The organism is Shewanella sp. 2_MG-2023 (assembly GCF_030548905.1).
In the GTDB taxonomy this organism is placed as follows: Bacteria; Pseudomonadota; Gammaproteobacteria; order Enterobacterales; family Shewanellaceae; genus Shewanella; species Shewanella electrodiphila.
In genome coordinates, this window is record NZ_JAUOSO010000002.1 from 183470 (window position 1) to 196709 (window position 13240).

Annotated in this window: 11 protein-coding genes; 5 read left to right on the plus strand and 6 right to left on the minus strand. The window is 39.7% G+C overall.

Features of this window, described 5'->3' with window-relative positions:
• Positions 1-21 precede the first annotated feature (21 nt).
• The 4 genes from Q4600_RS03110 to Q4600_RS03125 all read right to left on the minus strand — a co-directional run bounded on the left by Q4600_RS03110 (position 22) and on the right by Q4600_RS03125 (position 4387).
• Positions 22-423 (minus strand): PliI family lysozyme inhibitor of I-type lysozyme, encoded by a 402-nt coding sequence (locus Q4600_RS03110; RefSeq protein ID WP_303514312.1) that lies wholly within the window; start codon positions 421-423, stop codon positions 22-24.
• 210 nt (positions 424-633) lie between these two features.
• A complete protein-coding gene (locus Q4600_RS03115; RefSeq protein WP_303514310.1) occupies positions 634-1824 on the minus strand; it encodes a class I SAM-dependent rRNA methyltransferase in 1191 nt (396 codons plus the stop codon).
• 478 nt (positions 1825-2302) lie between these two features.
• A complete protein-coding gene (locus Q4600_RS03120) occupies positions 2303-2731 on the minus strand; it encodes a DUF2057 family protein (RefSeq protein ID WP_102526180.1) in 429 nt (142 codons plus the stop codon).
• Positions 2732-3469: 738 nt separating this feature from the next.
• On the minus strand, positions 3470-4387 hold the full coding sequence (locus tag Q4600_RS03125) for a LysR family transcriptional regulator (RefSeq protein WP_303514307.1): 918 nt from the start codon (positions 4385-4387) through the stop codon (positions 3470-3472).
• 197 nt (positions 4388-4584) lie between these two features.
• Between Q4600_RS03125 and Q4600_RS03130 the strand changes: the two genes are divergently transcribed.
• From Q4600_RS03130 to Q4600_RS03150, 5 genes are all read left to right on the plus strand, one after another.
• Complete coding sequence (locus Q4600_RS03130) at positions 4585-5280, plus strand: type 1 glutamine amidotransferase domain-containing protein (protein WP_198589564.1); 696 nt, start codon at positions 4585-4587, stop codon at positions 5278-5280.
• Between the two features lie 31 nt (positions 5281-5311).
• A complete protein-coding gene (locus Q4600_RS03135) occupies positions 5312-6469 on the plus strand; it encodes an iron-containing alcohol dehydrogenase (protein ID WP_102528148.1) in 1158 nt (385 codons plus the stop codon).
• A 274-nt stretch (positions 6470-6743) separates the two neighbouring features.
• On the plus strand, positions 6744-7400 hold the full coding sequence (locus tag Q4600_RS03140) for a TetR/AcrR family transcriptional regulator (RefSeq protein ID WP_102528149.1): 657 nt from the start codon (positions 6744-6746) through the stop codon (positions 7398-7400).
• A gap of 2 nt (positions 7401-7402) precedes the next feature.
• Positions 7403-8767, plus strand: a complete 1365-nt coding sequence (locus tag Q4600_RS03145) for an efflux RND transporter periplasmic adaptor subunit (protein ID WP_303514297.1) — start codon at positions 7403-7405, stop codon at positions 8765-8767.
• Positions 8764-11871, plus strand: a complete 3108-nt coding sequence (locus tag Q4600_RS03150; protein ID WP_303514295.1) for an efflux RND transporter permease subunit — start codon at positions 8764-8766, stop codon at positions 11869-11871. The genes Q4600_RS03145 and Q4600_RS03150 overlap by 4 nt, the downstream gene beginning before the upstream one ends.
• 173 nt (positions 11872-12044) lie before the next feature.
• On the opposite strand, the gene Q4600_RS03155 is transcribed toward Q4600_RS03150, so the two are convergent.
• Positions 12045-12455 carry a MarR family winged helix-turn-helix transcriptional regulator gene (locus Q4600_RS03155; RefSeq protein ID WP_229369644.1) on the minus strand — a complete coding sequence of 137 codons (411 nt, stop codon included), beginning with the start codon at positions 12453-12455 and terminating at the stop codon, positions 12045-12047.
• A 152-nt stretch (positions 12456-12607) separates the two neighbouring features.
• A complete protein-coding gene (locus Q4600_RS03160) occupies positions 12608-13108 on the minus strand; it encodes a DUF1285 domain-containing protein (protein WP_303514294.1) in 501 nt (166 codons plus the stop codon).
• Between the last annotated feature and the right edge of the window lie 132 nt (positions 13109-13240).

The following is a 13240-nucleotide window of genomic DNA, read 5'->3' on the forward strand; positions in this document are numbered from 1 at the left end:
GGCTGCTCTTGCAGCCTGTTTTTATTCACATTCAAATAGCTTATTATTCTCGACACAAATCAATTGCGAAGACTGATAATTACCACTGCCTGCAGTCACAGTCGTTATTTTCACTTTTTGTACTTGATCAGTATCCTCCATGACTTCAACGTTAAGAATGGTGCCATCTCTTGGTATAACAATCCCTTGGGTAAAGTCACCTACATATAAATCTTTAAACAATTTAATGGTAATCGAGCCAATTGAGCGAGGTTCAATTCGTCCCTCTGCAATCACTAAACTTTGGCCATTACTAAACTTAAACGACTGAATATACGTACCATCATTTGATGTGGTTAGTTCAAACGTTTCGTGTGCTTGCACGCTAGTCATCAACATTGAAAAACTGGCTACTACCACTAGTTTTATCATTAAAGCCTTCATTTTCATTACCTACTCGCTCAGCTGTTAATTCCAATAATATAATCATTATGCAAACTGCGTTAATTTGCGAATTTTTATCCAAAACAACATCATTTTACATTTTATATAATGGCGAAACTCTAGAAACTCTCGTAACAAAAAAAGGCTACCAATTGGTAGCCTTAACGCGTTAATGAGTAAAACACAACTCATTAAGAAACCGCTTAAACCTTAGAACACCCGAGCAACAAGGCCCTTAAGGTAAAACCCTTCTGGAAATGCACTACCAATGGGATGATCGCTAGCTTGGCTTAAACGATCAATAAACTGTACATCACGTTTAGCATCCAGCGCAGCATCAGCAACAACCTTTTGGAATAAATCGGCAGCCATTAACCCTGAACATGAGAATGTCAGTAAGGTTCCACCTGGGTTAAGCAGTTGCATTGCAATCATATTAATATCTTTATAACCACGGCACGCGCCATTTAACTGCGCCTTGTTATCGGCAAACTTAGGTGGGTCTAGAACGATAACATCAAATGTTTTACCTTCATCACGATACTGTCGTAATAGCTTGAACACATCAGCTTCATGGTAATTAACATGCTCATCACTAAACCCATTAATTTCCATGTTTAAACGGGCAGTTTCTAACGCTAATTTTGATACATCGACATTTTCGATGCTGGCCGCGCCGCCTTTAGCTGCGTATAAGCCAAATGTGCCTGTATAACAAAAACAGTTTAATACCGACTTGCCTTTAACAAAACGCGCTGCAATTGCACGATTGTCACGTTGATCTAAATAAAAACCTGTTTTATGGCCTTTAGTCACATCCACTGAAATCTTGATACCATTTTCTTCTATCACTACAGGCATTTCAGGCAACTCGCCATGAAGCAAACCAGTGACAGGCTTCAGCCCTTCTTTCTTACGAGAGTCCACATCTGAGCGCTCATAAATAGCACAATCAGGGTATAACTCAGCTAAGACCTCAACTAAGGTATCACGCCAGAAGTCAGCACCAGTGCTTAATAATTGACACACTAATACATTGGCATACTTATCGATGGTGATGCCTGGCAGTCCATCAGATTCTGCAGCAATCAGTCGATAACCCGTTAGCCCTTGTTCGGCAATAAGCGCTTCTCGACCCGCTTGTGCACGCTGAATGCGTCGAGTAAAGAAGTCTTTATCGATTTGCTCTTCTTTATCAAATGTCCAAACTCGTACTTGAATTTGCGATTCTGGCGACCATGCACCACGGCCTAACCAATGACCATCATGCGCAACAACATCAACCGTTTCACCTGCTTGCAGCTTACCTTTAATGTTATGTATACCACTAGCAAATACCCAAGGATGTTTACGTTCGAGTGATTTTTCACGCTTGGGTCTAAGCTTGATTCTGATTGCCATGATGCTGCCTTTTTAAATTTGGGATCGCGATGATAAGGATCCTAACAGGGGAACGCAAGTTACAACACTCAATTATAGAGGTTTTCCCTCATTAGCAAATGAACTTAGTGAAACCACAGCGCATGTTGAGCACATCTTGTCTATCGGTAAACAAAAACGCCATTTAATTTATATTAAATGGCGTTTATTTTAGGATGAACTACTTATTTCTATCTCACTTTTCAAATGTCACCTTTCAAATGTCACTTTTCAAAAGTCACTTTCATAACGACATCTTTATAACGACACCTTTGAACATTGTTTGCCCAATGATATTAATCACAATAAGTGCCATTTCATATAAAATAACATGGAGTAATAATAAAATATAAATAAGCTGCAAAAAAAATCACTAATAAACGGTCAAGGCCAGCATAATAAATATAAGTCTACATCAGTATTTAAATCATCTACATTGAATAGCAACTAAAATCATAAGCTATTTGTTTAAAAGTAACAGTGTAAATAATTGAGACTGACTTAATAAAGTAATATCTTGATGCTGTTGACCATCTATCGTTAATGATAAAACTGGGTTCTGTAAAAAATCTTTAGCATCATCAGCTGAATATAATTCTGGTAATTCTAGGTGATATTTTTCATTCCCTGACACATCTAACTTTAAGTACAAGGGCTGTGACTTAACCCAATGCCCAGAATCATCAGCGTTATCTTGGAACAAGTCGCTGTAGCTAACTTCGATTAACTGTTCGCCAGTGCCTAAGTCGACTTCACGTTCAAACTCAATCACAACACCATTGACACTATCAACATCAAGGTCGTCATGGAAGGTTATGCTAGAAGATTGCGCAGCAAAACTTGTCAATAATAATCCGAGTGCTGCCGATAATGTAAGTTTAGTATTCATGTTAAGCTCCAATTTAATTTCATGTATTCCGTAAAACACTTCATTTCATACCACACGAATAATTAGACCTTCGATTAACAATAAAAATTTCAAAAACAATTGAAATATTTTTATTTAAAAATAAATAATCATTTAAAATCAGCCACTTTATTTCTAAATAGAATAATTAACTGTGACAATATTTAAAATCAACTTACTTTCTTTGATTTAATACACAGAACCTTAACGTTTTATTCTTTATAGTTAATAAACTAATAATAACATTAATGATAAAATTGGAAGCTTCATCGATGAGTCAAGTTGGCAAAAGAAAAATTTTGTGCATACATTGCGAAATGGAACGAGTCGAACTATTGAAAGTTTGTCACTGCCAAAACAGTATAAAAACAAAACAGAAAAGGAATGTGAACGCTGTTACTGCCATTTCATTATTTGCGTTGAGTGTCTTAATGATTGTGCTTTCATCGACTTTTTGGTTATCAATAATGATTAACCTAGATGTCTATTCTTTTCATTACGAAACAACACATGGCAAGGTTATAAACTTGTTTGCTGGTTGGGTTTTCTTTACCGGATGGTATGGTCTGTTGATTACCCTACCTAAAATAATGTTTCAAATAAAAAAAGCATAAATACCACAGTTTCAAGACATCAGGCAGGGTGCAAACCTACTATCTAGTAAGTATAAATTTTAGTCGATTTACATGTTTGATTAAACGCCTGAATAATCAGGAACAATTAATGGTTCAATTCCATACGCACACTTTTCTTGTCAAAATATACTTTTAAAAAGTCTAATAAAAGTCTTATCTTTTTAGAATCTGCAGCGCCAGGCGGAAACACCGCATAAATATTAATATCACTGAATTGATAATCATCTAATACTGACTCTAAGGTTCCCTGTTTGATTTTGGGTAAAGCATCATAACTTGGGATCCGGCCAATACCATGGCCCCCTTCAACAAACGCAGTTCGTGCTGATGCATTATTGGTGCTAATACTGCCCTTCATTTCGATGCTAAAAGAGCGGCTACCTTTTTTAAGCTCAAGCACTTTTTTTAACGGTTTATAAATAACCCAATCGTGAACACTTAAGTCACTGGGTGATTTAGGCCTACCGTGTTTATTAAAATATTCAGGCGAGCCACATAAACACGTTTGTAGTACAGACAATTTAGTTGCCTGTAATGTCGAATCCACCAGAGGTGCACCACGAATTGCGATATCGATACCTTGATTAATAATATTCACGATATCATCTGTTAACATGACATCCAGTTCAATCTTTGGGTACATACGTTTAAATTCATTCAGTGCAGGCACAATGTTCTCAAGCCCAGCATTAACCGGACAAGTCATTCTTATCAAACCCATTGGTTCGCTTTTCATATTTTCAATTTGCTTATTCGCCGAATAAGCTTGTTCTGCAATAACCTTACAGGATTGATAATAGGCCTGCCCTTCTTCGGTCAAACTAATACTTCTTGTTGAACGATTGAGTAACTTAACTTGCAGGTGCGCTTCTAGTTTTTTCAGATGGTAACTCACTACAGCACGAGACAGTCCGATATGTTTAGCGGCGCCACTTAAACTCCCTTGTTCCACTACTTGTGAAAACACCACCATACTTTTGAGCTGTTCAAAAGAAACATTCACCGTCAAATCCCTCCTATCGCAAATAACCCTATTATGAGCTTAACGTTAACTTAATCAGCTCATTGTATCAATAATTTAAACAATGAAGTCGAATTACTCTGCATTGTCAGATATTAATCTCGTTTCTATAATGGCTTCAATATTACGGCACGTGCAAAACCCAATGCTTTGCCAGAACAGTTAAACAAGGATTTCCCATGACTCAAGTAACTAAAAACGTATTAATGGTATTAACTTCTCATGATGCTTTAGGCGACACAGGTAAAAAGACTGGTTTTTGGATTGAGGAGTTTGCAGCGCCTTACTTTGTTTTTAAAGATGCTGGTTTTAATATTACTCTAGCTTCACCAGCAGGTGGCCAACCACCCATTGACCCAAGTAGTGAGCTAGAAGATTTTCAAACTGATGACACTCGCCGTTTTGATAATGACAAAGAAGCACAAGCTCTATTAGCTAACACGCATATGTTAGAGACAGTTAACGTTGATGATTTCGATGGTGTATTTTACCCTGGTGGTCACGGCCCATTATGGGATTTAACCGACAACACAACATCAATTGAGTTAATTGAGCAGTTCATTAGCCAAAACAAACCGGTAGCAGCGGTATGTCACGCAACTGCAGCACTGTTAAATGCTAAAAACAGCGATGGCACTATGTTAGTTGCAGGTAAAGCTGTCACAGGATTCAGCAACACAGAAGAAGATGCCGTGCAATTAACAAGCGTGGTGCCTTTCTTGCTTGAAGATGAATTACAAAAACGTGACGCAGATTACCAAAAAGTCGCTGACTGGCATGCGTTTTCAGTTCAAGATGGTTTAGTCATTACTGGTCAGAACCCTGCAAGTTCATCAATAACTGCACAAAAGTTAGCATCACACATAAACGCTTAATAAAGATTATTATTGATACTAGGACATTCTCATGCTTAATTTTTCATTTCAAAACAATACAAAAATCTTATTTGGTGAAAATCAAATCAGTGCTATTAGCCAAGAAATCCCAGCTGATGCAAAAGTACTTATGGTTTATGGCGGTGGTTCAATTAAATCAAATGGTGTTTATGATCAGGTTAAACTGGCACTAAAAGACCACACTTGGTTTGAATTTTCTGGTGTAGAACCAAATCCTCAATACGATACGTTAATGAAAGCGCAAGCTGTCATTGAAGCTGAAAATATCGACTACATTCTTGCTGTAGGTGGTGGTTCAGTTGTTGATGGGGTTAAATTTATTGCTGCGGCAGCTAAATTTGATGGTCAAGATCCTTGGGATATTGTCGCAAAAGGCGCCAAAGTTGAACAGGCATTACCTATAGGAGCAGTTTTAACCCTTCCTGCAACAGGTTCTGAGTCCAATGGTGGCTCTGTGATTACTCGTGACGGTAACAAGTTACCATTTGGTAGCCCATTAGTGCGTCCATTATTTGCAGTATTAGACCCTTCTGTGACTTTATCTTTATCGGATCGTCAAATTGGTAATGGTGTTGTAGATGCTTATATCCATATTATGGAGCAATATTTAACCTTCGACGTTAATGGTAAAGTTCAAGACCGCTTCAGCGAAGGTTTACTGCAGACATTAATTGAAGAAGGTCCAAAAGCACTAGCAACTGAGACTAAAGAAGATTTAGCAGTTAGAGCCAACATCATGTGGTCAGCAACCATGGCATTGAACGGTTTAATTGGTGCGGGTGTCCCACAAGATTGGTCAACCCATATGATTGGACATGAATTAACAGCCAGCCACGGTATTGATCATGCACGTACTTTATCAATTGTACTGCCAGCGGTTATGAAAGTTCGTCGCGAGCAAAAACATGCCAAATTAGTTCAATATGCTGAGCGTGTATTTGGTATCACAACCGGTAGCGATGAGCAGAAAATTGATCAAGCGATTGTCGCCACTGAAAACTTCTTTAAGTTGATGCAGGTACCAACACGTTTAAGTGATATTGATGTGGGTGAGGAGCAAGTTGATATTTTAGTGTCTGCTCTTGAAAAGCATGGCATGACAAAGTTAGGTGAACATGGTGATATCGATTTAGCAGTCAGCCGTGAAATTTTAACCACCGCTTTGTAATTCAAGTTAATCACTGAGTCCACCAGCTTATACTTTATCAACCTAGGTTTTTGGTTTGAATAAGTATAAGCGAATGCAAGGCTAGCATCGTGCTAGCCTTTTCTATTCTCGCTAAACCACGCTTAACCTGCCCGATTAAATTGTGATCCAGTGCCTAAAATCGTAATTTATTCATCAATTGTTGAATATTGAAGAATTAATTAGCTTAGTGATATAACCACATTAGCTTACTATATTCTACACTTGAAGAATTACACATTACCTCAGCAATACCATGGCCACGATTAAAAAGTCAGCAGGAAGACCATTAACCCAAATGGACAAACGCAGCGCCTTAATTGATGCCGCAAGAGTGCTATTTGTAGAAAGCGATTATGAAAAAGTGTCAGTTCGCGCCATTGCTCAACAAGCAGGTGTTGATGCAAGCCTTATTCGCTACTACTTTCAGTCTAAAATGGGGTTATTCAGTGAAATGGTTAAAGAGACCCTTGCACCAATGTTCGACAAAATTGTGCAAACAAACAAGCAAAATGCCGCAAGCTCCCCTGAAGAAATTCTCACGACATATTATTCAATAATGAGTCAAAATCCGGATTTCCCGAAACTTATTTATCGCACCGCGAACCTATCGCCTACAGACAGTAATCGAGAGTTGCAGGCCAATTTATTGGATCTGTTTCCAGCAACGCGAATGACAGTATTTGATCAACTCAAACAGGCGGATATTCTCAGACCCGAAGTTGACATTATGTGCGCCAAAATGAGCTTTGTCAGTTTGTTGGTTTTTCCTTTTTTAATGCCTGAGTTGTTTAAACAAGCAATAGGTATTGAAAGCAGCCCCGAATTCTTACAAAAGCTTGCTAAACACAATGCAAGGCTTTTACGTCATGGGCTCATTGCCGATGAATTTCAACCAAGCCAGGACCGCTAAACATGACTAGCTTAAAAAGACGTTACGTATTTCCCGGAATAGCAGCCGGTTTTATGATTTTATTTGCCGCCATTGCGCTGCGTTCATCGCCTGAATTAGAAGCAGGTCACGATAAGTCACGGTTAGTGGAAGTGATAAGCCTAGATAAACAGCTAAGTATGCCTGTGATCAAAGCCTACGGCCGAGTCGCCCCTAAACACAGCTGGCAAGGCATCGCTGAAGTCGGTGGCAAAATCATTTATCGTCACCCTGAATTAGAAACTGGTCGATTAATTAAAGCGGACACCTTAGTGCTGGTCATCGACCCACTCGAATATGAATTAAAGCTCGCCCAGGCAGAAGCAAACTATAACGGCGCTCAGGCGCAATTAGTTCAGCTTAATCAACAAGAAATCAATTTAAAAACCAGTCTAGAAATTGAACAGCAAAAATTGACCTTAGTGGATCAAGAATACCAACGTAAAAAAGCCCTTAACACCAAAAACTTGATTTCAAAATCTGAATTAGAAACCCAGAAACAAGCATTATTAGCCCAGCGAAATCTGGTGCAAGATTTGAACAGCAGCTTAAGTTTGCTGCCAGATGATCGCAAAGTCACGCAGGCTCAAGTTAAAGTCAATCAGGCCTTATTAAATGATGCCCAGCGACAATTAGATAATACCCAGTTTACCTTGCCATTTGATGCTCGTATCGCTGAAGTGAATATCGAACGAGCTCAAGCAGTATCAAGTGGTGCAGTGCTATTTGAAGCGCATCAGTTAGGCGCGGTTGAAATCAAAGCTGAATTATCATTGCAAGATGCTGAAACCTTAATTACCAGCATCTCTGATATTCCAAGAGACAGCGCATCATTACCGTCAATTGAGCGAGTAAACTTTAACAGCCATGTTGAAATCAACATGGGCAAAAAACATCATCAATGGCAAGCCAAGTTAACCCGTATAGCAGACACGATTAACCCAGACCAGGCTACTATCGGTTTTTATCTTGAGGTTGAACAAGACTTTAACGACATGAACTTAGTTAAGCGTCCACCGTTAACTAATGGCATGTTTGTAACAGCCTACATCAATGGTTACTCATCAAATCAGTTTGTGATCCCTGAAAAAGCACTGCACGGCGATAAAATTTATCTGATGGATAACGAAGGTAAACTGCAAATAAAATCGGTTGATGTGGTGTATCGCACTAAAAATGGCGTTGCCATAGCCAGTCAAGCTGGTGAGCCTGCGTTAAAAAATAGCGACCAAGTCGTGACCAACGACTTAATTCCTGCCATTGCAGGTATGAGTCTTAAAATTGCAGGTTCCAAGACAAGTGACACACAAATGAGTGACGAAAAAGATAATGGGGAGAACAATCAGTGATTAACTTTTTCACTCGCCACCCCACCATCGCTAACTTGATGATGTTGGCATTTTTTGTTGTTGGCTTAAGCAGCATCGGTAAAATTAAACGCGAGACCTTCCCTGAATTTAGCCCGCCCTACATTATCGCCAGTGTAGTTTACCCCGGCGCATCGCCAGCTGAAGTGGAAGAAAGCCTGTGTTTACGCATGGAAGATGCCATTGATGGTTTAAGCGATATTGAAGAAACGAAATGTGATGCCCAAGAAGGTTTTGCTTCGTTAACGGTTAAGTTAACAGGCTCTGCTGATATGGGGCGCAGTTTAGTGGATATTCAAACCGAAATTAACGCCATTAAAGATTTTCCATCGCAAATCGATCCACCTACAGTTAAAGAGCTTGATTGGGCTGAACCTGTGGTCGATATCGCCATTGCTGCAGATGCCAGTTTGCCGCATTTAAAATCATATGCAGAAGATTTAAAACGACGGCTGAAAATTGATGCGGGAGTTAATTTAGTCACAGTATCTGGCTTTTCTGACCACCAAATACGGGTTGAGCTTAATGAAGCAGATATTAGACGTTTGGGGCTCACGGTCGCTGAAGTAGCAGACAAAGTCGGACGCCAAAATGTACAAATGCCTGCCGGTAGCGTGGAGTTATCAGATAAAAACCTATTGATTCGTTTTGATGAACGCCGCATCACGCCTGAAAATTTAGGCAAAATCATTGTCTCTTCAAACCCTGAAGGCGGCGTCGTCAGATTACGTGACATAGCCAAAATAGAAGACTTATTTGAACTTGAAGAAGAACACACCATTTTTAATGGTAAAGCCGCTGCGGTACTTAAAATACAAAAGAACAAAGCTGATGATGCCCTTAGAATTAAAGCCAGAGTCACTGAGTTTGTCGCCCAAGAGCAACTCGTCGCCCCAGATGGCGTCACATTGACCTTAACCAATGATATGTCATCACTGTTGCAAGACAGGCTGTCTATGCTGCTTAAAAATGGCTGGCAGGGGATCATTTTGGTGTTCTTCTCAATGTGGCTATTTTTTTCGTTGCGCTATTCATTCTGGGTCTCTGCAGGTTTACCCGTCGCCTTTATGGGTGGCCTATTCTTAATGTGGGTATTTGGGGTATCCATTAACATCATGAGCCTTGTTGGTTTATTGATGGCCATTGGTATCATGATGGATGACGCCATTGTGATTGCAGAGTCTGTTGCAGCCCATGTCGAAAAAGGTTTGCCCGTTAATGAAGCGGTCACCCAAGGAGTCAAAAAAGTCGCTCCAGGTGTATTTTCATCCTTTTTAACCACGGTATTTATTTTCGGCAGTTTATTGTGGCTCGATGGGCAAATGGGCGATGTATTATCCGTGGTGCCACTTGTATTGATTATGGTGCTGAGTGTCAGCCTTATCGAAGCATTTTTAATTCTTCCAAATCACTTAAGTCATTCTCTTAAATCACAAAAAAAAGAGAAACCGCCACTAAAGTTTAAAAAAGTATTCTTAGAAAAATTCGAATACTTTCGTAATAACACCCTAGTGGATGCCGTAACCTTTGTGGTGAAATGGCGCTACGCCAGTCTTGGCGCGACTTTAGGCTTACTGTTTATCTCTGTGGCATTAGTCGCAGGTGGCGCAGTTAAGTTTGTTGGGTTTCCAGAGCTTGACGGAGATATCGCTGAAGCGCGGATTATTTTGCCGCCGGGCTCAACACTAGATCAAACCAAGCTAGTGGTTGAAAAACTCGTCGCCAGTGCGAATAAAGTCGGAGCAAAATACACAGAGAAAAATCAAGAAGACGCAGATCTCATTCGCTATATCACCGAGCAATACAATATGAATGCTGATGCCGGAGAATCAGGGCCGCATGTTGCAACCGTGAGATTAGATTTATTATCAGCCGAAACCCGTGAAACCTTAATTGACAATTTCATCGAAGATTGGCGTATTGAAAGTGGTGATATTGCCGCGCCGATTTCGTTAGTGTTTAAACAACCTTCAATGGGGCCTGCTGGGCGCGATGTGGAAGTACGTTTACAACATGATGACCTTGAAACCTTAAAGATGGCCTCGGTTGATTTACAGTCCTATTTAAGTCAGTTCTCGGGTGTTAATGGCATTTTAGATGACATGAGGCCGGGTAAAGAAGAAGTCTTAGTTAAGCTTAGAGATGGCGCAGAAAACTACGGCGTAGATGGTGAAATGATTGCATCGCAATTGCGCGCCGCCTACTTTGGTCAAACCGCCGACGATGTACAAGCTGGCCCAGAAAATATTGAAATTCAGGTACGCCTCAATAAACAACAAGCGGGTGATTTGCAAGCATTGGCTAATTTCCCAATTATGTTGGGCGATGGCAACCAACTGCCGCTCAGCGCGGTAGCAACCCTTGATTACGAGCGTTCATACGTGCGTATTCAACGTATTGAAAGTCAGCGCACAGTGACTGTGATGGCAGATATCGACAATACTAAAGCCAATGGCAGTGAAATTGTAGGTAAAGTGAGAACTGAATTTGCTAATGAGCTTCGTGAAAAATACCCAGGGATCAAAGTAGATTATGAAGGCGCTGCAAAAGAAACGGCTAAAACTGGCGCTTCGTTTATGCAAGGCTTCATCATTGGTCTATTTGGCTTATTTGCGATTTTAAGCTTTCAGTTTAGAAGTTATTTAGAGCCATTCGTTGTCATGCTAGCCATTCCTTTAGCATTAATCGGCGTATACTGGGGCCATTTGCTCACAGGCCATAGCCTGTCGATGCCATCAATATTAGGCTTTGTCTCTCTTGCGGGGATTGTGGTTAACGATTCTATTTTGTTGGTGCAATACATTCGCCATCACGTGGACATAGGCGATAACATTCAAGAAGCAGTCGTTAAAGCCAGTCGCGATCGTTTCAGAGCGGTATTCCTGACGTCTTTAACCACCGCAGCAGGCTTATTACCATTGTTAATGGAAACCTCATTACAGGCGCAAGTAGTTAAGCCCATTGTCATCTCAATTGTGTTTGGTATTTTCACTTCAACATTATTAGTGCTGTTTATCATCCCGAGTGCTTATGCAGTACTGGCAGATTTTAATCTCGTACATAAACATGAAGACTTAGAAGCATAAGGTATCAGCTAGTATCAATTATATTGGTCACTGTAACTCAAGGCAGAGTTAGCTTTCTGTAAAACGAATAAAGGCCGTTAATGAAATCATTATCGGCCTTTATTTTTATGCATTTACTGTCTTTCTAAGATAAAAATGTATTTCACGACTAGTTAAGAGTTAAACACTAATTACTATTGATTAATCTTGTTTAGAAGCTGTAACAAGGTTTGTTGTTCTTGCTCATCTAACCGTGCAAGGCACTTTTGATTAACCCACTCAGCTTCGTGAATGAGGTCTTGCTCTAACGCCTTTCCTGCATCGGTTAAAAATATTTGAAAAGCACGGCGATTATCAGACTCCTGATGACGGGTAATGTAGCCTTGGACCTGAAGCTGATCTAACAGACGAGTCATAGTGTAGTTGGCGACATCACAAAGCTTAGATAACTCTGTTTGACTGATACCCTCTTCTTGCCATAAAGAAAATAGAACTGGCCAGAGTTTAATGTCCAGATCATAACGCTTAAGGCGCTGATCAAGCTCATTTTGCAGCATGATATTAAGATGAGATACTTGATAATAAAGACTTTCATAACGTTTCATAAACCGCTCCTACATGCTCATCAACCCTTAGCTACTGGTCTGATAACGAATCAAGCTAAGAATACGACTGTTGAGTTGTACTTTAGATTACTATCATATAAACAGGTTATCATTCAATACAGGATCTAGTACGTATAAGACCGTAATTTTAGTCAGTCTGTTACAAATTGATTAATATATCGGTAGTAACAAGCACGGCCTAATCCCGCTTTAACGCCCCTTTCTATATTTATTTCAATGGCATCTTCTAATAACGCCACTTCAGATATATTAGCTATAGCATGCTCAGTACCAATACTACTAATGAATGTTAATCCATCTTTATCGTCTAGCTGGTAATCAACTAACACAATTGCGTGTCGTTTAACCGTGACTTTGACTTTTTCTACTGGCGTTATCAGAAAGTATTCGCCATTAATACAATTAAGCACACTAGCAAATAACTTAGCAAATTTGGCTGGTAATGGGCTATCAAGGTAAAACCACTCACCTTCACTATTAATATCAAACATGGGCGTTTCACTGCATAGCGGTGCAGATTCATCAGTATTTGATTTAGAGTGTAAATGCGTTTGAGTTTTTGATTGGGTTAAGCTGAGTTGTTTTAGCTGTGCCGAAACACTGATAGCATTTTTCGAGGCGGTTTTTGTCATCTATCAACTCCCTTTTGATACCACTCTATGTCGTTATTTAGCGGCAACAATAACTGGCGCGAAGAATTAAAAAGTAACTCGCACCAGTCATGTCTAAAGCTTATTCGACTTTCATTATTAGCTTCATTATTA

Excerpts from the sequence above, each read along its gene's own strand:
- Q4600_RS03110 (WP_303514312.1), bottom strand. The coding sequence starts at position 423 with ATGAAGGCTTTAATGATAAAACTAGTGGTAGTAGCCAGTTTTTCAATG.
- Q4600_RS03115 (WP_303514310.1), bottom strand. The coding sequence starts at position 1,824 with ATGGCAATCAGAATCAAGCTTAGACCCAAGCGTGAAAAATCACTCGAA.
- Q4600_RS03135 (WP_102528148.1), top strand. The coding sequence starts at position 5,312 with ATGCTTAATTTTTCATTTCAAAACAATACAAAAATCTTATTTGGTGAA.
- Q4600_RS03140 (WP_102528149.1), top strand. The coding sequence starts at position 6,744 with ATGGCCACGATTAAAAAGTCAGCAGGAAGACCATTAACCCAAATGGAC.
- Q4600_RS03120 (WP_102526180.1), bottom strand. The coding sequence starts at position 2,731 with ATGAATACTAAACTTACATTATCGGCAGCACTCGGATTATTATTGACA.
- Q4600_RS03145 (WP_303514297.1), top strand. The coding sequence starts at position 7,403 with ATGACTAGCTTAAAAAGACGTTACGTATTTCCCGGAATAGCAGCCGGT.
- Q4600_RS03160 (WP_303514294.1), bottom strand. The coding sequence starts at position 13,108 with ATGACAAAAACCGCCTCGAAAAATGCTATCAGTGTTTCGGCACAGCTA.
- Q4600_RS03155 (WP_229369644.1), bottom strand. The coding sequence starts at position 12,455 with ATGAAACGTTATGAAAGTCTTTATTATCAAGTATCTCATCTTAATATC.
- Q4600_RS03130 (WP_198589564.1), top strand. The coding sequence starts at position 4,585 with ATGACTCAAGTAACTAAAAACGTATTAATGGTATTAACTTCTCATGAT.